We start from the raw sequence: 20633 nt of genomic DNA, 5'->3' as shown, positions 1-20633 counted from the left end.
TCGTACGGTCAGCCGGCGGTCGGCAGCGGGCCGGCCGGCCCGTGCACCCGCGCCACCCAGGCGTCCGGGTCGCCCAGTTCCTCCAGCCGGGGCAGGGTCAGCGGGGACGAGAAGACCCGGTTGAACCCGGGCATGCCCACCCGCTCGACGACACCGTGCACGAACTTGCGGCCCTCGGCGTACTGGCGCATCTTCACGTCGACGCCGAGCAGCCGGCGGATCGCCTTCTCCAGCGGGTTGCCCGTCTCCCGGCGCCGGTTGAACGACGCCCGGATGCGCTCGACGCTCGGGATCACCTGCGGGCCGACGCCGTCCATCACGAACTCGGCGTGCCCCTCCAGCAGGGTCATCAGCGCGGTGAGCCGGTCCAGCACGGCCCGCTGGGCCGGAGTCTGCACGATGTCCAGCACGCTGGTACGGCTCTCCGGGTCCTTCACGGCGTCGGAGAGGGTGGCCACGCCCCGACGCAGCCGCTCCAGCAGGTGCTCGCCGCCGCTGGAGGAGGCATCCACGAACGCCTGCACCTCGCCCAGGAAGTACGCCCGCATCCACGGCACCGCGGTGAACTGGGTCCGGTGGGTGACCTCGTGCAGGCAGACCCAGAGCCGGAAGTCACGCGGGTCGGCGCCGAGCTTCCGCTCCACCTCGACGATGTTCGGCGCGACCAGCAGCAGTTGCCCCGGGTCGGCGGAGAACACCTCGTACTGGCCGAGGACCCGGCCGGACAGGTACGCCAGCACGGTGCCGGCCTGCACGCCGGTCACCCGGGAGCCGATCGCCTCGGTCAGCACGCCGGGCTGCTTGTCCTTCGACAGGCGGCCCACCAACGGCGTGATCACCTCGCGCAGCCCGGCGATGTTCGTCGCCGCCCAGTCCCGCCGGTCGACCACCCGCACCGGCGGGTGGGACACCTGGGACCGCAGCCCGGTGTACTCGGCGACGTGCCCGGCCGCCTCGTCGGTCAACCGTCGCAGGTCACCGACCACGTCGGTGGCCTCCGCGTACGACACCCGGGGGCCCGACTTTCCCAGCGCCCCCGCGGTCGCGGCGGCCAGATCCCAGTCCACGAACTGCGCCATGCACCCACCGTACCCGCGCCGGAACACCCGAACCCGGGGTCGGCTGTCGGCCCAGGTCAGCGGCATCCGCAGGTGGTGAGGGTGGCGCTGATGCGGTCCAGGGCGGCGCGGGCGGCGGTCAGGCCGTCCGGGGGCGCGTCGTCGGTGAGGACGGCGAAGCTGAGCAGCCGACCGTCGGCGGTGCTGACCAGGCCGGCGATCGCGTGCACCCGGGTCAGCGTCCCGGTCTTGGCGCGGACCAGCCCGGCGCCGGCCCGGGAGGGGCCCTCGAAGCGGTCGGCGAGGGTGCCGGACCACGCGGCCACCGGCAGCCCCCCGAAGATCGCGGCGAGGTCCGGCCGGGTGCCGTCACCGGCCAGCGCGAGCACGTCGGTGAGCAACGACGGGCTGATGCGGTTGCTGCGGGACAGGCCGCTGCCGTCGGCCAGCGAGAGCTCGTCGGCCGGCAGTCCCAGCTCGGCCACCACCGCGTCCATCGCCTTCCCGCCCCCGGCGAACGACGCGGTCTCGTTCCGGGCCAGCGCCACCTGCCGGGCGAGCGCCTCGGCGACCAGGTTGTCGCTGTCGCTGATCATGATGTCGACCAGCCGGACCATCGGCAGGGAGGACACCACGCCCAGCTCGGTGCCGGGAGCCCCGGCGGTGGCGTCGGCACCGGCGGCCGGCGCCTTCCCCTTGGTGACGGCGTCGGCCGGCACCCCGAGCAGGCGGGCGAAGGAGCGGCCGGCGGCGAGGTCGGGCTGGGACACCCGGTCGGCGGCGTGGTTGCCGTTCTCGTGGTCCTTCTTCGCCTGCGGCACGTCGCTGCGGGCGCCGTCGACCATCAGGGCGGTGACCGCCCCGCCGTACCCGCCGTCGGGGATGTCGGAGTCCCAGCCGGGCTCGTGGACCGGGCCGGAGTAGAGCGTCGAGTCGACGACCACCTTCGTCGGCTTCGTGCCGCCGAGCGCCGTCTTCACCTGCCCGGCCAGGTCGTCCAGCCGGGCCGCACCCGGGTAGAAGCCGTTCTTGTCGACCGCGAGGGTGGGGTCGCCGCCGCCGACGATCACCACCTCGCCGGGGGTCGCGCCGGCGACCGCCCGGGTGGGGATGCGGTACCCGGAGCCGCGTGCGGCGAGCACCGTGACGGCGGTGACCAGCTTCGTCACCGAGGCGGGCACCGTGCCGGCGTCCTCGCCCTTGCCGTACAGCGGCTGGCCGGTGGCGACGTCGGCGACCGAGACGTTGACCCGGTCACCGAGCGCCGGTACGCCGACCAGCGGGCCGAGCGCCGCGCGTACGCCCGCGGCGGTGGGCAGCGGGGCGTTCGGGTCGGCGGCGGCCAGCACCGCGACGGGCGCCGGCTCGGGCGGCCGGGCGGCGGCCTGCGGCGCGCCCGGGTCGTCACCCAGCCACTCCCCGACCGGGCCGGGACGGACCACGGCCAGACCGACGCCGGCGAGGACGAGCATGAGCACGGTGGCCAGCACGACCGGCAGGAGCCGGCGTCGCCGCGCCGGGGCGGGCGACGCCGAGCCGGCCGGCGGGGCCGAGATGGGCGGCGGGCCGGCGGCCGGACGGGACGCGGCGGCGGCCCACAGGTCCAGCGGCGCGGGCCGGCCGTGGCCGCTGGGCGGATTGTCCCGTTCCGTCACGTCGCCGGCCGGTCGGGAACCGTGGGCGGGATGGGCGTCCGGCACCGGTACCCGCCCGGTGAACCCGCCGGACCCGGATCCGCCGGGCCGCCGCCCGACGCCACCGTTCGGACTGTAGTGTGAATCTTCCCTCCCCACCGCCCCCTCCTCCCCCCGCGGAAATCTGCTTGGGTGACACTACTTCGGTCCGAACACTATGCGGCGGCCGGAGCGGATGGGTGGCATTGACCTGTCCGGGGAGTGGCGAGCCGCTGGTTACCGTTGGCCAGCGTGGGCAAACGAGGGAGCGTGCAGATGGATTTCGACGTGACGGTTGAGATCCCCAAGGGTCACCGCAACAAGTACGAGGTGGACCACGCGACCGGCCGGATCCGGCTGGACCGCACCCTCTTCACGTCCACGCAGTACCCGGCCGACTACGGCTTCATCGAGGGCACCCTGGGCGAGGACGGCGACCCGCTGGACGCGCTCGTGCTGGTCCCCGAACCGACCTTCCCGGGCTGCCTCATCCGGTGCCGCACGATCGGCATGTTCCGGATGACCGACGAGAAGGGCGGGGACGACAAGGTCCTCTGCGTGCCCTACGAGGACCCGCGCCAGGAGCACCTGCGCGACATCCACCACCTGGGCGAGTTCGACCGGCTGGAGATCCAGCACTTCTTCGAGGTCTACAAGGACCTGGAGCCGGGCAAGTCGGTCGAGGGCGCGACCTGGGTGGGCCGCCAGGAGGCCGAGGCCGAGATCGTCGCGTCGTACCGACGCGCCCGCGAGGCCGAGGAGCGCGGCGAGTCCGCGCACTGACACCCCGACGACGTCCGACGGGCCCGGGAGCCGCTCAGCCGAGCAGCCCCCGGGCCCGTTCGTACAGGTCGAGCACCGCGCAGGCGACCGGGACCACCGCGACCACCAAGGCGGTGTCGGTGAGGTCGGCGATCCGACCGACGTACGGGGAGACCGGCCGTCGGGCGTACGTGGTGCCGGCCACCACGGTCACCAGGGCCAGCGCCAGGCCGCCCAGCATCAGGGCGAGCAGGCCCGCCGGGCCGGAGCGCTCGGCCAGCACCGCGCCGAGGACGGCGTACCCGGCCAGACCGGCGACCACGGTGGGGACCCGGTGCCGGACCGCCACGAAGAGCCGTGAGCGCAGCAGCAGCACCGCACCCGCGACCGCCACCAGCCACCGGCCCGCCGTCCCGCCGGACAGCCCGAGCACCACGGCGGCGGCCACGGTCAGCACGGCGTGCCCGAGCAGCATCCCGGTGAGCATCTCCTCGGTCCGGGCGACCGCCGCGTAGACCCGGTCGGAGTCCGGCAGGTCACTGGCGCGGTCCGGGCCGGCGGGCGCACCGCTGGGCAGCGTGATCGGCGGCAGCGGCACCTTGCCCAGCCGGATGGCCAGCAGCGGGATCACCCCCACCGCGAAGACCAGCACGCAGAGCAGGACCGCCGCCGTACCGGCCGGGTCGAGCAGCATCCCGCCGAGCGCCGTCGCCGCGCCGAACAGCCCGGCCACCACGCCGGCCACGAAGACCCGCAGCCGGGTGGCGACACCGACCAGGGTGAGGACCGAGAGCAGCAGCAGCGCCACCGCGCCGGCCAGTAGTTCGGGGGCGCCGAGCCAGCGCAGCCCGGGCAGCGGGCCGACCGGGTCGCCGGAGCTGACCACCAGGGCACCGGCCGCCGCCGCGTACGGCAGGGCGTATCCGCCGAGGGTCGCGGCGGCCGGGCCGTCGCCGTACCCACGGGAGGCCGCCACCGCGGCGAGGGCGAGCAGCAGGGCGACCACGGCGGCGGCCGACGCGCCGGTCGCGTGCGCGGGCCCACCGGCCAGGACGGCGAGCAGCCCGACGCCGAGCGGGACGGAGGCGCCGGCCAGGGCGGCGGTCCGGGTGGCCGTCGGTGACCAGGCCCCGCCACGGCGGCGGGCACCGTCGGCGATGGCCTCGACCACGTCGTCGTACTCCAGCTCCGGCCACTGCGCGCGGGCCGGGACGAGGTGGAGCACCTCGCCGTCGCGGACGCCCTGCGGCAGCAGCGCCTGGGCGGTCGCCAGCACCGCGCCGTCGGTGCGGCGCAGCACCCAGCCGCCGTGCCGCTCACCGTCGTCGGCGAGGCCCTCGCCGGCGTGCCGGAGCACCTCGGGCAGCAGCTCGGCCAGGGGTACCTGCTCCGGCAGGGCGACGTCCACCCGCCGCTGGGGGCCGCTGATGGTGACCCGGGCCAGCCCGATCGTCATCGACTGATCTCCATATCGAGCACGGTGGGTGGGTGTGCGGACGACAGGACTTTACCTACCATGAGCCAGGCTCGAGTTACCGAGCGCTGTCGGGAGGTCGAGTGTCCACTGTCGTCATCAAGCGACCGCCGCGCCGGCCGGCGCCGGAGATTCCGGTCGGTGAGCTGCCCGTGCAGGCACCGCCGGAGATCCCGGCGGTCACCGGTGGGCGCTGGCAGCAGATGCTCATGGTGCTGCCGATGCTCGGCGGCACGGTGGCGATGGCGATGATGTTCGGCCGGGGCGGCGGTGCCTACTCGTACGTCGTCGGCGGAATGTTCGGGTTGTCCTCGCTCGCCATGCTTGTCACCTCGTGGGGCAGCGCCTCCGGCACCCCGAAGAAGTCCGAGATGATGGCGGCCCGCCGGGAGTACCTGCGGCACCTCACCGGGCTGCGCCGACGGGTCCGGCAGACCGCCGGGCAGCAGCGCGCCGGCTTGTACTACCGGCACCCGGACCCGGGCCGGCTCTGGTCGACCGTGGACAGCCACCGCGTCTGGGAACGGCGCCCCGGGGATCCCGACTTCGCGGTGGTCCGTGTCGGCGTCGGCCCGCAGACCCTCGCCACCCCGCTGGTCCCCCCGGTCACCCGCCCGCTCGAGGAGCTGGAGCCGATGACCGCCGGCGCGCTGCGCCGGTTCCTGGACGCGTACTCGGTGGTGCCCGACCTGCCGGTGGCCCTGTCGCTGCGCAGCTTCGCCCGGGTCTTCGTACGGGACGCCACCCCCGGGTCCGGCTCGACCGCCGCCCAGGCGCTCGCCCGGGCGATGCTCACCCAGCTCGCCGTCTTCCACGCACCGGACGAGCTGCTGCTGGCGGTCTGCGCCGGGCCGGAACGGCGGGACGCCTGGGAGTGGGTCAAGTGGCTGCCGCACGCCCACCACCCCGTCCGCACCGACGCCCTCGGCCCGGTACGGCTGGTCACCAGCTCCGCCAGCGAACTGGAGAGGCTGCTGGACGAGGTGCTGGCCAGCCGGTCCCGGTTCAGTCCCGCCGGTCCGGCCACCGACGGCCCGCACGTGGTGGTGGTCCTCGACGGGGGTGACCTCACCGGCGCCGCCGACCTGACCGGGGAGAGCGGCATCGACGCCGTCACGGTCATCGACCTGGACACCCCACCACCACGCCTGCTCGACCGCTTCGCGCTGCTGCTGGAGTTGCGGCACGGCCGGCTGCACTCGTACTCGGCGGAGGGTCACGCCGAGGTCGGTACGCCGGACCGGCTCGACGTGGCCGACACCGAGGCCGTGGCCCGGCGGCTCGCGCCGCTCCGGCTGGCCACCACCGTGCACGGGTCCGACGCGGCCTCGGCGGTCGACCTCGGTCTGCCCGAGCTGCTGGGCATCGGCGACCCGGAGAACTTCACCGCCGAGCAGGGCTGGGCGCCCCGGTCGGCCCGGGAGCGGCTCCGGGTGCCGATCGGGGTGGGCGCCGACGGTGGCGCCATCGAGCTGGACCTCAAGGAGTCCGCGCAGGACGGGATGGGGCCGCACGGCCTGCTGATCGGCGCGACCGGCTCCGGCAAGTCGGAGCTGCTCCGGACGCTGGTGCTCGGGTTGGCCGCCACGCACAGCTCCGAGCAGCTCAACTTCGTGCTGGTCGACTTCAAGGGCGGCGCCACCTTCGCCTCCTTCGACCGGCTGCCGCACACCGCCGCGGTGATCACCAACCTGGCCGACGCGCTCCCACTGGTCGACCGGATGGTGGACGCGATCAACGGGGAGCTGGTGCGCCGCCAGGAACTCCTCCGTCGGGCCGGCAACTTCGCCAGCCTCCGGGACTACGAACGGGCCCGGGCCGCCGGCACTCCGCTCGCACCGCTGCCGTCGCTGCTGCTCGTCTGCGACGAATTCTCCGAGCTGCTGTCCGCCAAGCCGGACTTCATCGACCTGTTCGTCCAGATCGGTCGGCTCGGCCGCTCGCTCGGCGTGCACCTGCTGCTGGCCAGCCAGCGCCTGGAGGAGGGGCGCCTACGGGGACTGGACACCCACCTGTCGTACCGGATCGGATTGCGGACCTTCTCGGCCCTGGAGTCCCGGACGGTGCTCGGGGTGCCCGACGCGCACGACCTGCCCCGCTCCCCGGGGCACGGCTACCTGCGCTTCGGCACGGAGCCGCTGGTGCGGTTCCGGGCGGCGTACGTCTCTCAGACGGTGCGCCGACGCGGCGACGCGGCGGGCCCGGGCGACGCCGGCGCGCCGCGCCTGCTCACCTTCACCACGCACCACGTGCCGGTGCCCGAGCCGGTCGGGCCGCCCGCCCTGCCCCCGGCGGAGGAGGACGGCGGCACGAACCTGCTGGAGCTGATGGTCGGCCGGCTCGCCGGGCAGGGCCCGCCCGCGCACCAGGTGTGGCTCCCGCCGCTCGGCCGGGCTCCGGCGCTGGACGAGATGCTCGGGCCCGTCGGGATCGACCCGGCACGGGGTCTCTGCTTCGGCAACCCGGAGCTGCACGGTGCGCTCGGCGTGCCGGTGGCCGTGGTGGACAAGCCCTTCGAGCAGCGGCGTGACCTGTTCTGGCTGGCCCTCGACGGTGCGGCCGGGCACGTGGCCGTGGTGGGCGGGCCGCAGAGCGGCAAGTCGACCGCGCTGCGGACCCTGGTCTGCGCGCTGGCGCTCACCCACACGCCCGCCGAGGTGCAGGTCTACTGCCTGGACTTCGGCGGCGGTGGTCTCGCCGTACTGCGCGACCTGCCGCACGTCGGCGGAGTGACCGGACGCACCGACCCGACGGCGGTCCGGCGTACGGTCGGAGAGATCGCGACCCTGCTCGCCGAGCGGGAGCAGCGCTTCGCCGACCTGGGTGTGGAGTCGATGGCCGCCTGGCGGCAGCGACGTGCCGCCGGTGCCGGGCAACCGGCCGCCGACCCGTTCGGGGACGTGTTCCTCGTGGTGGACGGCTGGGCCACGCTGCGCGGCGAGTACGACGACCTGGAACCCTTGATCACCGACCTCGCCACCCGGGGCCTGTCGTACGGGGTGCACGTGGTGGCGACGGCGGTGCGCTGGCTGGACTTCCGGCCGGCGATCCGCGACCTGTTCGGCTCCCGGCTGGAGCTACGCCTGGGTGACCCGTCCGACTCGCTGGTCGCCCGCCGGGCCGCGGCGAACGTGCCGGAGAAGACGCCCGGCCGGGGCGTCACGGCCGAGAGCCTGCACTTCCTCACCGCGCTGCCGCAGCTCGCCGGCGCGGACACCGCCGACCTGGTCAAGCAGGTCGCCGGCGCGTGGCAGGGGCCGACCGCGCCCCCGGTGCGCCTGCTCCCACCGGTCCTGCCGTACGCCGACCTGGACCTGACGGCGACCACCGGCCTGCGCTTCCCCGTCGGCATCGCCGAGGCCGACCTGCGCCCGGTCGTGCTGGACTTCGCGGCCGAGCCGCACTTCGTGGTGTTCGGGGACGCGGAGTGCGGCAAGTCGTCGTTCCTGCGCGCGTTGGCGACCTCGATCGTCACGCGATTCGCCCCGGAGCAGGCCCGGGTGATCCTGGTCGACTACCGGCGCAGCCTGATGGACACCATCACCACCGACCACCTCATCGGGTACGGCACGGCGGCCAGCCACACCACGGACCTGATCGAGTCCGCCTCCGGCTACCTCCAGGGCCGGCTGCCCGGTCCGGAGGTCACCCCGGCGCAGTTGCGGGAACGGTCCTGGTGGAGCGGTCCGGAGCTGTTCGTCCTGGTCGACGACTACGACCTGGTCGCCAGCGGCCCGGCCAACCCGTTGCGCGCGCTGGAGGAGCACCTGCCGCACGCCCGGGACGTCGGGCTGCACCTGGTGCTCGCGCGGCGGTCCGGTGGCGCGGGCCGGTCCCAGTACGAGCCGATCGTGCAACGGCTGCGGGAGCTGTCCACCGCGGGGCTCGTGATGGCGGGCAACCCCGACGAGGGCGCGCTGGTCGGTCCGGTCCGGCCCGGTCCGTTGCCTCCGGGGCGTGGTCGACTGGTCACGCGGCGCGAGGGCGTACGGCTCGTGCAGTTGGCTCATCTGCCCCCGATGTGACCCGCGTTCCCGGAACGACCCGCTGGGCGCTCCGGAACCGGTAATCTCCCATCGTCATGTTTGCGTCGCGATGAATGGCTGATGATGTGACCAGGGTGCGGCACAGCGCTCCGCCGGCCGCTCGACGGTTCGCCGTCCGGGCCTTCCTGGGCGTGGCGGCCACCGTCGCGTCCGTCGCCGGCCCGGTCGCTCCGGTGGAGGCCGTACCCCGCCCGGATCGCGCCGAACGGGCCGCCGAGGTCCGTGCGGTTCCCGCCCAGCGGGCCGCGAAGGCCCCAAAGGCCCCGAAGGTCCGTCGGGCACCGGACGGCAAGGAGCGCCCCGACCAGGTCCGCGACGAGCAGTGGCAGCTCGACGAACTGCGGGCGGAGACCGCCTGGCGTACGTCCACCGGGCGTGGCGTCGTCGTCGCGGTCATCGACTCCGGTGTGGACGTCAACCACCCGGACCTGGCCGGCCAGGTGCTGCCCGGGGTCGACCTGGTCACGCCCGACGGCACGGCGGCTCCCGACCCGGTCGGGCACGGCACCACGGTGGCCGGCCTGATCGCCGGGCGCAACGACGACAAACGCGGAGTCGTCGGGCTGGCGCCCGACGCCCGGATCCTGCCGGTCCGGGTCCTCGACGCGGAGAACCGCTACGACGACGCGTTGATCGTCGCCAAGGGGGTGCGCTGGGCCGTCGACCACGGTGCCCGCGTGATCAACCTGTCCCTCGGCGGCAGCAGCGACAGTCCCGCACTGGCCGCCGCGCTGGACTACGCCTTCGCCCGGGACGTCGTGGTGGTGGCCTGCACCGGAAACCTGGCGACCTCGTCGGACAGCAAGGTCTGGTACCCGGCCCGGGAGCCGGGCGTGGTCGCGGTGTCCGGCCTGGAACGCAACAGCGAGAACCTGTGGTCGGGTGCGATCACCGGCCGCGCGACGGTGCTCACCGCGCCCGCGACGGGCCTGGTCGGCGCGCGCCCGGACCGGGGGTACTGGCGGGTGCAGGGCACCAGCTTCGCGGCACCGCTGGTGGCCGCCACCGCCGCGCTGATCCGGGCCCGCTACCCGCAGATGTCCGCCGGGGACGTGGTCAACCGGCTGCTCACCACCGCCCGGGACATCGGTCCCACCGGCCGGGACGACCGCTTCGGGTACGGGATGGTCGACCCGGTCGCCGCACTGGACGCCGAGGTGCCGGCGGTCGGCCGGAACCCGCTCGACGACCAGTCCTCGCCGGGCGTGGTCGGGTTCGGCCCGGCTCCGGGGTCGGCACAGGCAGAGGGGGCCGGAGCCGACCGGGACGGGCTCGGCCTCTCCGCGCCCCGTCAGCAGACCCGGTGGTCGGCGCAGCCGGCCGGCGCGGAGGACGACAGCACCCCGGAACGCTTCTGGACCGGGATCGCCGTACTGGTCGCCCTGCTCACCGGGGCCGCGCTGGTGGTACGCCGGCTCCGCCTGTGGGGTCGCTGAGGGTTTCCGCCGTTCCGGGTCTGACGGAGCCGCGTCCAGGGTAGAACGGCTCCCATGAGCACGTCCGGTCCGCGTACCCTGCCGCCCGACACCCGGCCCTCGTGGCGGCGGCGTCGCCTCGACCCGGACCACTCCCTCGGCCTGCGGCTCACCCTGGCCTCGGCGGCGGCCTTCCTGGTCCTGGTGCCGTTCTCACTGCTGGCCCTGCTCGTCCTGGCGTCCTCGTCGCCCCTGCACCGCTGGGACGCGACGGTGACGGACGCGCTGCACGACTGGGCGCTCGACCGGCCCGGCTGGACCCGGTTCCTGATCGTCTGGACCGACGTGTTCGGCCCGATGCCGCTGCGGGCCGCCGCGCTGGTCCTGGTGATCTGGCTGGTCCGCCGGCAGGCCCGGCGGCTGGCGCTCTGGGTGGCCACCACCATGGTCGTGGGTGGTCTGCTCGGTCCGCTGCTGAAACTGCTCGTCGGGCGGCACCGGCCGGATCTGCTCGACCCGGTGGCCCGGGCCGCCGGCTTCGCGTTTCCCTCCGGGCACGCGCTGAACGCCACCCTCGCCGCCGGCGTCCTGGTGCTGGTCTTCCTGCCGTACGCGCGGCAGCCGGTGCAGCGTGCCGCGCTCTGGGGGACCGGCCTGGTCCTCGTCGTGCTGACCGGCTTCACCCGGGTGGCCCTCGGGGTGCACTGGACCAGCGACGTGGTGGGCGGCTGGCTGCTCGGCGTCGCCGTGGTGGCCGCGACGACCGCCGCGTTCACCACCTGGCGCCACCACGTCGGTCTGCCGGCGGTCCGGGTCACCAGGGACGGTGTCGACCCCGGCGAGGGGGACGAACCGACGCGTGCCGGCTGAGCGGCGGAGCCGTCAGGCGTGGCGAGATCACCGATCGGGTAATGGCCGGCTCATGTCCTCCACTGTGCTCCAGGGTGTACGGCGGGTTCTGCTGCCGGTGACGCTCCTGCTCGCCGTCATGGTGGTGCTCGGGATGCTGGTCACCCGGGTCTTCGCCGGGTCCTGGCCCTTCACCCTGGAACACGGGGTGAACAGCGGCCTGGCGGCGGACCGCACGTCCGGTTGGAACAACGTGTCGCTGGTCTTCAGCACGCTGGCCAGCACCCACATGATCGTGGTCGTGACCGTGCTGGTGGCGCTGTTCCTCCGGCTGCGGCTGCGCCGCTGGCGGGAGCCGATCTTCCTGTGCGCCGCGGTGAGCGCCCAGGCGCTGATCTTCCTGCTGACCACCATGGCGATCGAGCGACGCCGCCCGGCCGTGGAGCACATGGACGTCTCCCCGCCCACGTCGAGCTTCCCCTCCGGGCACACCTCGGCGGCGGTGGCGCTCTACCTCGGTATCGGGCTGCTGCTCGTGCTGCGGGCCCGGAGCACGCGGACCAAGGTGGCCTGGGGTGCCCTGCTCCTGCTGGTGCCGGTGGGGGTCGCGATGACCCGCATGTACCGGGGCATGCACCACCCGAGCGACGTGGTGGGGTCGTTCATCAACGGCGGCACCTGCGTGCTGATCATGGCGCGCGCGATCCTCGACCGGAGCGTGCGGTGGGGCCGGGCCCGGCTGTCGCCCGTCCGCACCGGCGAGGACCGGGCTGTCGCGGGCCAGCCGGCGACGCCCTGACGCCTGCCGGTCAGGTGCACTCGCCGGTGGCGACCGCCCGGGTCCGCTCCGCGCCGGCCAGGGCGACCGACCGGGCCTCGGCGGCGGTCACCGCGAAACCGGTGTTCGGGTCGTCCGCCGCCGCCGCGAAGATCACGCCGAGCACCAGCCCGTTGGAGGAGACCAGCGGGCCGCCGGAGTTGCCGCTCTGCACCAGCGCCCGGATCGTGTAGATCTCCCGGGTCACGTTCCCGCCGGAGTAGATGTCGGGACCGGTGATCCGGTCGACGTCCCGGACGCGTGCCGACTGGGCGTTGTACGGCCCGTCGAGCGGGAACCCGAGGACGATCGCGTCCGCCCCGGTGCCCGCGTTGCCGGCGGCGAACCGCATGGACGGGCCGGGCAGGCCGGGCACGTGCAGCACGGCCAGGTCCCGGTCCGGGTCGTAGACCACGACCTTGCCGTCGTACCGGTCGCCGTTCAGCTCCACGACGGTGGAGCGGGTGCCGGCCACCACGTGCGCGTTGGTCATCACCCGGTCGTCCGCGTACACGAAGCCGGAGCCCTCGATCCGGCGGGAACAGCTCGGTGCCGAGCCGAGCACCTTGACCACCGACCGCTGGCTGTTGACCACCACCTGGGAGCCGGCCAGTGCCGGGTCGGGCGGGGACACCTGCCGGGCACGGGTGGGCGCCAGGTCGCCGAAGACGTCCGGGAAGCCGTTCGTGTCCACCGTGTCGCGCAGCGCGGTGGACAGCTCCTGTGCCTGGTCGGGCAGGACCTGGTCGACCACGGTGAGCAGCGCGCTGTTGCGGACCGAGGAGGCCAGCCACGGCAGCGACGACGAACCGAGCGGCACGGCGACGAGCCAGGCGACCAGGAGCACGGCGAAGAGCGAGACGAAGGCCCCACCGATGTCGTCGGCCTGCCGCCCGACGTCACTGGTGATCGTCTTGCGCAGGTGGGAGCCGAGCCAGCCGGCGAGCGCCTGGCCGACCACCGCCAGCCCGAAGACCGCGACCAGGGAGATCAGCACACGTGTGCCGCTGTCGACGAACTGCTGGGCCATCAGCGGCCCGAGCTGCAACCCGACCAGCGCCCCCAGGAAGAAGCCGGAGAAGGACAACACCCCGATGACGAAGCCCTGGCGATATCCGCTGATGGCGAACACGAGCATGAGCAGCAGCAGTACGAGATCCACGGCGGACACCCGTCAAGCGTACGGGCACACGGCCGGTGAGATGACCATCGCTTGCGGAAGGTGACCGTCCGTTCGGCGCACCGGCATCCCCCGAGCTGGCGGGGGTGACGGCCGGATCAGCGGACGCGCGTCTCGTCGACCACGTCGGTGCCCGCCGACGGCGCCGGATCCGCCCCGGTGGGCGGCAGTTCGACCACCCGGCCACGCGGCCACGGTCGGGCCCAACCGCCCATCTCCAGGAGTGTGGAGATCACCCCGGCGGTGAACCCCCAGACCAGCATGCCCCGGGCGGAGAACGCGGGACCGATCCAGCCACTGGGGTGGCGTACGCGCATCCGGTTCTCCGGGTCCACCAGCTCGGCGACCGGAAGCCGGGCCACGTGCGCCACCTCGGCCGGCTCCCGGGGGTGCACCGGGTGCGGTTCGTGCCACCAGGCGAGGACCGGGGTCACCACGAAGTCGCTGACCGGTATCCAGAGCTTCGGCAGCTCGGCGAGGACGGTGACGCTGGTCGGGTCGAGGTCGACCTCCTCGTTCGCCTCGCGCAGGGCGGTGGCGGCGGCGTCGGCGTCACCGGGGTCGGCCGCGCCGCCGGGGAAGGCCGGCTGGCCGGCGTGATTGCGCAGGGTGGCGGCTCGCTGGAGGACCAGCACGTCCGGGCCGACGCCGGGCTCTTCGCCGAGCAGCACCAGCACCGCGCTCTCCCGACCCCCGGTCTCCGGGGTGGCCAGCCGCGTGAAGTCCTCGGTGCGCGCGCTGCCGAGCCGGGTCAGCAGCGGGTCGAACCAATCGGGCGGCTGCCGCGTCACGCCGGCACCGCCACGTCCAGGTGCCGGCGGACCAGCTCGGCGAGGCGGGTGTCGTCCAGCGCTCCGGAGGCGTCGACGTGCCGGACGGTGCCCCGCCCGTCCACGAAGACGGTCAGGGGGATGGCGTTGCGCTCCAGCGCCCGCTGGAACGCCTCGCCCTGGTCGACCACGACCGGGAAGCGGACGCCGAAGTCCTCACCGATGGACTGCGCGGCCTCACGGCCGTCCCGGCTGTTGACGCCGAGCACCCGCAGCTGGCCGGCGGCGCGTTCGCTCAGGCGCTGGAACGCGGGCAGCTCCTTACGGCACGGCGGGCACCAGGACGCCCACACGTTGATGACCGCCGGGCCGCGTACGTCCCGCAGGGCCACCGGCGTGCCGCCGGTGAAACAGGTCAGGGTCAGGTCGGGCAGCGCCTTCCCCACGCCGGGGCCGGCCGGTGCGCCCTCGGCCGGTGCGGTCGACGCGGCCGGTGCGGCGGAGGGGGGCGGGGTGCCGAGGTCGGCGCAGTCGGCGAACGGCGAGGGTCGGCTGCTCGCTGCCTTCTCCCGGCTGGTGGTCGCCTCCCCGGTGTCGGTGGAGGTCGTGCAGCCCGCGACGGCGAGCAGCGCCGGGACGAGCAGCAGGGCGAGTCGCTTGCTCACGGCACGTCCGCCACGGCGGCCTGGGCGGGCACCAGTTCCGGGTCGACCCCGGCGGCGACCGCCAGGTCCCGGGCGCGGGGGCCCTTGAGCAGCTTCGCCGCCGCGGCGGGCTCGGTCGGGCCGGTGCCGTACGACGGGCAGAGTTTCGCCAGCGTGCAGGCGCCGCAGGCGGGCTTGCGCGCGTGGCAGACCCGTCGCCCGTGGAAGATGATCCGGTGCGACAGCATCGTCCAGTCGCGCTTGGGGAACAGCGCGCCGATCGCGTGCTCGATCTTGACCGGGTCGGTCTCGGAGGTGAGCCGCCACCGCTGCACGAGCCGCTGGAAGTGGGTGTCGACGGTGATCCCGGGGACGTCGAAGGCGTTGCCGAGGATGACGTTGGCGGTCTTGCGGCCGATGCCGGGGAGCGTCACCAGGTCGGCGAGCCGGCCGGGCACCCGGCCGTCGTACCGCTCGACGAGCGCCTGGCCGAGCTTGAGCAGGGAGTCGGTCTTGTTGCGGTAGAAGCCGGTCGGCCGGATCAGCTCCTCCATCTCGCCCCGGTCGGCCCCCGCGTAGTCGGCGGCGCTCGGGTAGCGGGCGAAGAGCTTCGGGGTGACCTCGTTGACCTTCTTGTCCGTGCACTGCGCGGAGAGGATCGTCGCGACGGCGAGCTCCAGGGCGTTGGAGTGGTCGAGTTCACAGTGCGCGTCGGGGTGGGTCTCGGTCAGCACCCGGCCGATGCGCCGGGCACGGCGGGTACGACCGAGGTCGGTCTCGCCGGCGCGAGTGGAGCTGGTGGTCACGCCGGCCAGCCTACGTCGCCGGACCGACCGGTTGCCGCGTCCACGCGGCGGTGCGGGCGGTGGGCGGCGCCGCGTCCGTGGTTCAGCCGCCGGCCGGCGGGGTGATCGTCCCGGAGTCGTCGAACGTCGCCGCGGTCTTCGGGAAGTCGTCGGCGCTCAGGTCCCGTACCAGGTCGAGACCCCGGTCGTCCGGGTCCATCGTCGGCTTGCCGGCGTCATTCATGTACGTCGAGACGAACGAGCCGCCGGCCCACGTCCCGTCCGGCTCCAACGACACCTTGAGCACCCCGCCCCAGCCGAGCCGGCCGTCGTTGTTGAGCGAGTTGCCCCCGCCGGCGAAGTTGCCCAGGCTGTACGCGATCAGCCGGCCCTTGTAGAACTCCATGCCGCGCAGCACGTGCGGTCCGTGCCCGACGATCAGGTCCGCCCCGGCGTCGATCATCGCCTTGGAGAACTTCACCGGGTCGCCCCGGTTCTCGCCGAGGAACATCTCGGTGCCCGGCTCGACCCGCGTCATGGCCGCTCCCTCGGCGCCCATGTGCACCTGTACGACCACCACGTCGGCCATGCCGGCCGCCTCGGCGATCACCTTCCTGGCCGCGGCGATGTCGGTCAGCGGGTTGGACCACACGTACGAGGAGAAGCCGGCCACCGCGACCTTCACGCCCTTGACGTCGACCACGGTGATCTGGCCGGGCGCCCCGGTGTGCGCGAGGTCGTACTTCTCCAGGGCCGCCTGGGTGTTCTCGTAGCCCTTCGGCCCGAAGTCGTAGCCGTGGTTGTTGGCCTGGTTGAGCAGGTCGAACCCGGCGTCCTTGAGGTGCGCCGCGTACTCCGGCGGGGCCCGGAACTGGAAGCAGCGGGTCGAGTTGGGACCGCACTTGCCGGTGCCGGTGTCGACCGTGAGCGGCTCCTCCAGGTTGCCCATGACCAGGTCGGCCGCGAGCGCCTTCTTGACCGAGTCGAAGAAGCCCTTGCCGCCGTTGGCGGGCAGCCGGTTCGGCGCGTTGCCCATGATGATGTCGCCGGTCGCGGAGAGGGAGATCGCCGCCGCGTCGGCCGGTTCGGGGGCGCCGCTCGGGGTGACCGGGGCGCCGGTGTCACCGCCACCCGCCCCGGGCTGCCAGACCGCGCCGCCTTCGGGCTCGCCCCCGGCGCAGCCGGTGGCGAGCAGGACCGACAGCAGCACACCCGCCGCGAGCACCAGGCGGCGACGCGGGCGGGTCGGAAGAGGGGCGGCAGAGTACATCGCCCGCGACCCTACCGGTTGGTCGACGCGCCCACGAGAGCCGATCGGGTCGAGATTTCAGCCCGCCAACCGGTCCGACCACGGGACCACGGTGCCGGCGCCACCGGCGGTGACAGCGGCGTGCACCGCCCGGGCGAGCGGCGCGCCCCAGGTCGAGCGTGGTCCGCCGTACGCCGACTCCGGCCCGTCGGCCGGGCACAGAACGGTGACCGCGTCGGTCGGCGTGCCGGTGCCGGGCAGCCCGAGCTCGGCGATGGCCTGGACCTTCGCCTCGGTCGCCGTCGCCACGGCGTTGACCAGAGCCGCGACGGAGAGCCGGGCCGGGACGTACGCCACGATGTTGACCGTCCCCACCCGCTGGGCCAGCGCCGCCGGCGCGGGCGCGGCCGCCTGAACCGGGGTGCCCAGCCCGACGGTGACCCAGACCCGGACGCCGCCGTCGGCGCGGCCGACCACCTCCGCCACGTCGACGCCGGTGAGCAGGCCGACCCCGGGGCCGCCGAGGCCGAGCTGGTCGGCGAGCCGGGCCAGGTGGTCGGCCGGGTCGTCCCGGTCGTACGACATCGGCACGGTCGCGTTGACCACCCAGTTCCGCGGGCCGAGCCCACCGCCGAGCGGGGCGGAGCTTACGCTGAGTAGCGGATGCGCGAGGCGCCAGACCAGCATCGGCACGTCCCGCCCGTCCTCGTGGCGGGTGGTCAGCAAGGGGTCGCTCAGCACGTGCTGACCCTACGACCTGCGCCTTCGTGCGGGGCTCGGCACCCGGGCGGGCGCGCGATGGTACTGCCCGGAGGCGTCCGGGGGGTTACGTCCAACGATCAAGATTCCAGGGGTGCACCTCTGATTGCCGCTCACGTGCGCCTAGACTGGCGACGCGCGAGGGATCAGCGGACGGCGGACCCGGCCGATAAGACGGCACGCGCAGGCGGAGGTGCGCGATGGACGAGGTACTGGCCCGCAGCGGGATCTTCCAGGGCGTCGACCCGGAGGCTGCCGAGGCGCTCGCCAAGGAGATGGAGACGATCGAGGTCCGCAAGGGCGAGATCGTCTTCAACGAGGGCGAGCCCGGCGACAGTCTCTATATCCTGCTGTCCGGCAAGATCAAGGTCGGCCGCCGGGCGGCGGACGGCCGGCAGAACCTGATCGCGGTCATGGGGCCGTCGGACATGGTCGGTGAGCTGTCGCTCTTCGACCCCGGTCCGCGTACGGCGACCGCCACGGCGGTGACCGACACCCGCCTGGTGCGGCTGCGCAAGCAGGCCCTGCGCCCGTGGCTGAACAACCGGCCGGAGATCGCCGAGCAGTTGCTGCGGGTGCTGGCCCGGCGGCTGCGCCGGACCAACGACTCGCTGGCCGACCTGATCTTCACCGACGTGCCCGGCCGGGTCGCGAAGAACCTGCTCCAGATGGCCGGCCGCTTCGGCACCCGGGACGGGGGCGTCCTGCGCGTCACGCACGACCTCACCCAGGAGGAGATCGCCCAGCTCGTCGGCGCCTCCCGGGAGACCGTCAACAAGGCTCTGGCCGATTTCGCCTCGCGCGGCTGGCTCCGGCTGGACGGCAAGAGCATCATCATCCTCGACCCGGAGCGCCTGGCCCGCCGAGCTCGCGTCTGACCCGTACGACACCTTCCCGGCCCGGACCGCTCCACGGTCCGGGCCGGACGTGCCGACGCCACCGGTCAGCGCGTCGAGGACCGGGCCACCGGCAGGTCGAAGTACCGGCCCGGCCATGGCTCGTCGCGGTACCGGAAGTGCCACCACTCGCTGTCGTAGTTGACGAAACCGGCGTCGGACATCAGCCGCCCGAGCATGCGGCGGTTGTCCCGCGCCGCGCCGGTCACCTCCTTCGACCCGGTGTGCGCGAGAGGGTCGAAGCAGTCGAAGCCGGTGCCCATGTCGACGCTGTTGTCGGCGAACCGTTGCTGTGGTGGCGCGATGCAGGACACCAGCGGCTGTCCCGGGTCGAACGCCGGTTGGCTGCGGGGCGGCACGTCGACCAGGGTGAGGTCGACGGTGCTGCCTCCGCTGTGGGACGTCGGCGCACCGATGTAGCCCTTGGCGAAGAGGTCCGATTTCGCCACCCGGGGATGGAACTCGGCCCGCATCCGGCCCGGCCCGGGTTGCCGGGCCCACTCCACGAACTCGTCGACGGCCCGCTGCGGGCGGTAGCAGTCGTACACCTTGAGGCTGCGCCCGTGGGCGAGCGCGGCGTCCTGCGCGCGCCGCAGCGCCTCGGCCGCCGTACGGGTGAGCAGGCAGAGCGGTTCGGAGTAGCCGGCGATCGGCCGGCCCACGAAGTTGTGCGCCGTCGCGTACCTGATGTCGGTGAGGATCCGCGGGTCGACGTCGGAGAGGACGACGAGACGGGCCTCACGGTGCGCCGTCGCGGACGGTGTGGCCCCGGTGGCCGAGCGGTCGAGGCCGACGGCGGCCACCACGACGAGCAGAAGCGCGAGCGCCGTCCGGCAGGAGCGCCGACCGGCCGGCTCGCCGGACCCGGCGTACCGACGACGGCCATGTCCCGGTCGCCACATACCTCCTGTCTATCAGCCACCACCACGCCTTCGTGGGGGTATCGCGGTCGCGCCCGCGCGGTCGAGGGTCGCACCGGTACGGACCACGCCACCCTTGATGAAGGCCACGTCGATGGCCGGCTCGGTCAGCGTCGCCGAGGCGTACCGCCGCGCGCCGAGGGGATCGGGCACGGGCAGGTCGGGCCGGAGGGTGATCTCGATGTCCAGCAGACGGCCGACGAGACGCGTGGCGTAGAAGGCGGCCCCGTCCTGCACGGTCAACCGGCCCGCCGGCGCCGGGGACCGGCGCGTCGGCCCTGCCGGGCTGGACGCGTCCAGGCGGAAGTCGTCGACCACCGCGCGCTGCACGGTGAACTTGAAGACGGTCAGGGGGCCGTCAGCGGTGGGCAGGTCGACGACGCCCTCGAGTCGGAGGTCGGTCATCGTCATTCGGGATCCGCTCAGCCGCCGGGGATCGGCCGCCACCAGCGGCTGCCCCGGATCGAGGGCGATCCGCGGCCACGGCGTCGGCTCGGGGCCACCGGTGGAGGGGGCGGGGGAAGCCGTGGCGCAGTCCGCCGACGGAGTTCTCGGCGGAGAAGCGGACGTGCCGGCCGACGGCGGAGTCGGGGCGCAGGCCCGGGCGGATCCGGGTGCGGTCAGCGTCGCCGCGGCGGAGAGGCCGAGGAGTCCCAGGAGCACGGCGACGATCGGCAGGTCCCGTTGCCAGGGCGCCGAGGACACCGTCGGCTGAGCCACCCGCCGGCTGTCCTTGCTCGCCATCAGCTGTCACGCGGAGGCCGGTTGCCCGCGCCCGGTCCCCTGACGGCGGTGTCACCGTGGGCCGGGGCGTCCCGGCCCGGGTCGACGCCCTGGTCAGGATGCGCCCGATCGTCGGTGGACGGGTCCGGGTCCGGCTCGCCGTCGGCGTCCGCGCCGTCGTCGGCCGCCACACCCTCGGACGGCGCTTCCCCGACCGACCGCACACCCGGCATCCAGGCGAACCCGAGGCCGCCGCCGATGGTGCCGAGCACCGTACCGAGGAGGAATCCGCCGAGGTTGACCCCGATCAGGCTGTAGACCGCAGCCACCACGGCGACCACCGCGTAGAAGGTCCGCTGCTGCGGAGTGATCCACATCAGGAGCCCGCACGCGAACAGGATGACGGGTATGAGCCAGGACAGGAAGCCGGTCGGTCGGAGTTGGAGAGTGATGGTGCTGAACGACATCTGGGTCGTAGTGAAGATCTCCAGACCGGCGAGACCCGTCAGGAGCCCACCCCAGAACGGCCGGCTCCGTCGCCAGCGACGGAAGGTGTCCCCGGGACCGAGGTACCGGTTGAACCGGACCCGAGGCGGTCTGTCACCTGCCACGT

The 20633-nt window shown here is 74.0% G+C and carries 18 protein-coding genes; 6 read left to right on the top strand and 12 right to left on the bottom strand.

Annotated features, from left to right (window positions below; all coding sequences use genetic code 11):
• Positions 1–8: 8 nt before the first annotated feature.
• Both ACTMSW_RS28680 and dacB read right to left on the bottom strand, forming a co-directional pair.
• Positions 9–1079: a zinc-dependent metalloprotease gene (locus tag ACTMSW_RS28680; protein WP_441183841.1), complete on the bottom strand. Its 1071-nt coding sequence runs from the start codon at positions 1077–1079 to the stop codon at positions 9–11.
• 56 nt (positions 1080–1135) lie between these two features.
• Positions 1136–2614, bottom strand: coding sequence for a D-alanyl-D-alanine carboxypeptidase/D-alanyl-D-alanine endopeptidase (dacB, locus tag ACTMSW_RS28675; protein ID WP_441183890.1), 1479 nt, complete (start codon positions 2612–2614; stop codon positions 1136–1138).
• Between the two features lie 393 nt (positions 2615–3007).
• Here dacB and ACTMSW_RS28670 point away from each other — a divergent pair, with 393 nt between their 5' ends.
• Positions 3008–3514 (top strand): inorganic diphosphatase, encoded by a 507-nt coding sequence (locus tag ACTMSW_RS28670; RefSeq protein WP_357042220.1) that lies wholly within the window; start codon positions 3008–3010, stop codon positions 3512–3514.
• Positions 3515–3548: 34 nt separating this feature from the next.
• Here the strand turns inward: ACTMSW_RS28670 and eccD are convergent, their stop codons facing one another.
• Positions 3549–4949, bottom strand: a complete 1401-nt coding sequence (eccD, locus tag ACTMSW_RS28665) for a type VII secretion integral membrane protein EccD (protein WP_441183840.1) — start codon at positions 4947–4949, stop codon at positions 3549–3551.
• A gap of 101 nt (positions 4950–5050) precedes the next feature.
• Here eccD and eccCa point away from each other — a divergent pair, with 101 nt between their 5' ends.
• The 4 genes from eccCa to ACTMSW_RS28645 all read left to right on the top strand — a co-directional run bounded on the left by eccCa (position 5051) and on the right by ACTMSW_RS28645 (position 12076).
• The gene (gene eccCa / locus ACTMSW_RS28660; protein ID WP_441183839.1) at positions 5051–8992 is read left to right on the top strand and encodes a type VII secretion protein EccCa; all 3942 of its coding nucleotides are present in this window, start codon (positions 5051–5053) and stop codon (positions 8990–8992) included.
• 74 nt (positions 8993–9066) lie between these two features.
• Positions 9067–10449 (top strand): type VII secretion-associated serine protease mycosin, encoded by a 1383-nt coding sequence (gene mycP / locus ACTMSW_RS28655; RefSeq protein ID WP_441183838.1) that lies wholly within the window; start codon positions 9067–9069, stop codon positions 10447–10449.
• A 54-nt stretch (positions 10450–10503) separates the two neighbouring features.
• Positions 10504–11298: a phosphatase PAP2 family protein gene (locus ACTMSW_RS28650; RefSeq protein ID WP_441183837.1), complete on the top strand. Its 795-nt coding sequence runs from the start codon at positions 10504–10506 to the stop codon at positions 11296–11298.
• Positions 11299–11350: 52 nt separating this feature from the next.
• Positions 11351–12076, top strand: a complete 726-nt coding sequence (locus ACTMSW_RS28645; RefSeq protein ID WP_441183836.1) for a phosphatase PAP2 family protein — start codon at positions 11351–11353, stop codon at positions 12074–12076.
• A gap of 10 nt (positions 12077–12086) precedes the next feature.
• On the opposite strand, the gene ACTMSW_RS28640 is transcribed toward ACTMSW_RS28645, so the two are convergent.
• From ACTMSW_RS28640 to ACTMSW_RS28615, 6 genes are all read right to left on the bottom strand, one after another.
• Entirely contained in the window at positions 12087–13265 is a 1179-nt protein-coding gene (locus tag ACTMSW_RS28640) for a MarP family serine protease (protein WP_441183835.1), read from the bottom strand.
• 107 nt (positions 13266–13372) lie between these two features.
• Positions 13373–14065, bottom strand: coding sequence for an NUDIX hydrolase (locus ACTMSW_RS28635; RefSeq protein ID WP_441183834.1), 693 nt, complete (start codon positions 14063–14065; stop codon positions 13373–13375).
• Positions 14062–14709, bottom strand: a complete 648-nt coding sequence (locus ACTMSW_RS28630) for a TlpA family protein disulfide reductase (protein ID WP_441183833.1) — start codon at positions 14707–14709, stop codon at positions 14062–14064. Before ACTMSW_RS28630 ends, ACTMSW_RS28635 begins: the two co-directional genes overlap by 4 nt.
• Positions 14706–15494, bottom strand: a complete 789-nt coding sequence (nth, locus tag ACTMSW_RS28625) for an endonuclease III (protein WP_441183832.1) — start codon at positions 15492–15494, stop codon at positions 14706–14708. Before nth ends, ACTMSW_RS28630 begins: the two co-directional genes overlap by 4 nt.
• A gap of 82 nt (positions 15495–15576) precedes the next feature.
• A complete protein-coding gene (locus tag ACTMSW_RS28620) occupies positions 15577–16743 on the bottom strand; it encodes a CapA family protein (RefSeq protein WP_441183831.1) in 1167 nt (388 codons plus the stop codon).
• A gap of 57 nt (positions 16744–16800) precedes the next feature.
• On the bottom strand, positions 16801–17463 hold the full coding sequence (locus tag ACTMSW_RS28615; RefSeq protein WP_441183830.1) for an adenosylcobinamide amidohydrolase: 663 nt from the start codon (positions 17461–17463) through the stop codon (positions 16801–16803).
• A 218-nt stretch (positions 17464–17681) separates the two neighbouring features.
• On the opposite strand from ACTMSW_RS28615, the gene ACTMSW_RS28610 reads away from it, so the two are divergent.
• Positions 17682–18359 (top strand): Crp/Fnr family transcriptional regulator, encoded by a 678-nt coding sequence (locus ACTMSW_RS28610; protein WP_007466162.1) that lies wholly within the window; start codon positions 17682–17684, stop codon positions 18357–18359.
• A 65-nt stretch (positions 18360–18424) separates the two neighbouring features.
• On the opposite strand, the gene ACTMSW_RS28605 is transcribed toward ACTMSW_RS28610, so the two are convergent.
• From ACTMSW_RS28605 to ACTMSW_RS28595, 3 genes are read right to left on the bottom strand one after another with little or no spacing between them, the layout of a single operon-like run.
• Entirely contained in the window at positions 18425–19279 is an 855-nt protein-coding gene (locus ACTMSW_RS28605) for a M15 family metallopeptidase (protein WP_441183829.1), read from the bottom strand.
• A 12-nt stretch (positions 19280–19291) separates the two neighbouring features.
• Positions 19292–20041: a hypothetical protein gene (locus tag ACTMSW_RS28600; protein WP_441183828.1), complete on the bottom strand. Its 750-nt coding sequence runs from the start codon at positions 20039–20041 to the stop codon at positions 19292–19294.
• The gene (locus tag ACTMSW_RS28595) at positions 20041–20631 is read right to left on the bottom strand and encodes a DUF6114 domain-containing protein (RefSeq protein ID WP_441183827.1); all 591 of its coding nucleotides are present in this window, start codon (positions 20629–20631) and stop codon (positions 20041–20043) included. Before ACTMSW_RS28595 ends, ACTMSW_RS28600 begins: the two co-directional genes overlap by 1 nt.
• Positions 20632–20633: the final 2 nt, after the last annotated feature.

The sequence above is a fragment of the Micromonospora sp. BQ11 genome, from assembly GCF_052068135.1.
Taxonomy (GTDB): domain Bacteria; phylum Actinomycetota; class Actinomycetes; order Mycobacteriales; family Micromonosporaceae; genus Micromonospora.
This window is presented reverse-complemented; position numbering and strand designations above follow the sequence as displayed.